This is a genomic window from Mesorhizobium sp. M2C.T.Ca.TU.002.02.1.1 (genome assembly GCF_003997225.1).
The window spans coordinates 1-761 of the sequence record NZ_RZTO01001389.1 but is presented as its reverse complement, the minus strand read 5'-3'; the positions used below and the strand labels follow the sequence as shown (position 1 = coordinate 761).

General features: G+C 65.4%; 1 protein-coding gene. It reads left to right on the top strand.

Annotation, left to right across the window (positions count from 1 at the left end):
* Nucleotides 1–20 precede the first annotated feature (20 nt).
* Nucleotides 21–761, top strand: a 741-nt coding sequence (locus tag EOD07_RS36285; protein WP_164772950.1) for a phosphoenolpyruvate hydrolase family protein, incomplete at its 3' end; no start/stop codon positions are given.

Sequence of the window (761 nt, the reverse complement as noted above, 5' to 3'; positions counted from 1 at the left end):
AGAAGTGAGAGACGACAAGCATGGCCGCCATTCCGCGCAAAACGATCCTGGAAAAGTTCCGCAAGATGATCGCCGACGGCGTGCCGATCGTCGGCGGCGGCGCCGGCACCGGCCTGTCGGCCAAGGCCGAGGAAGCCGGCGGCATCGACCTGATCATCATCTACAATTCCGGCCGCTACCGCATGGCCGGGCGCGGCTCGGCCGCCGGCCTGCTCGCCTATGGCAACGCCAACGAGATCGTCAAGGAGATGGCCTATGAGGTGTTGCCGGTGGTGAAGAAGACGCCGGTGCTGGCCGGCGTCAACGGCACCGACCCCTTCGTCATCATGCCTCTGCTTTTGGCCGAGTTGAAGACAATGGGCTTTTCCGGCGTGCAGAACTTTCCGACCGTCGGCCTGTTCGACGGCACCATGCGCCAGAGCTTCGAGGAAACCGGCATGGGTTTCGGCCTTGAGGTCGACATGATCGCCGAGGCGCACCAGCTCGACCTGCTCACAACGCCCTACGTCTTCAACCCGGACGAGGCGCGCGCCATGACCAAGGCTGGCGCCGACATCGTCGTCGCCCATATGGGTGTCACCACCGGCGGCTCGATCGGCGCCACCTCGGCGAAAACGCTCGACGCCTGCGTCAAGGAGATCGACGCCATTGCGGACGCCGCGCGCTCGGTGCGCAAGGACGTCATCCTGCTTTGCCACGGCGGGCCGATCTCGATGCCCGACGACGCGCGCTACATCCTCGAGCGCTGCGAAGGGCTGCAC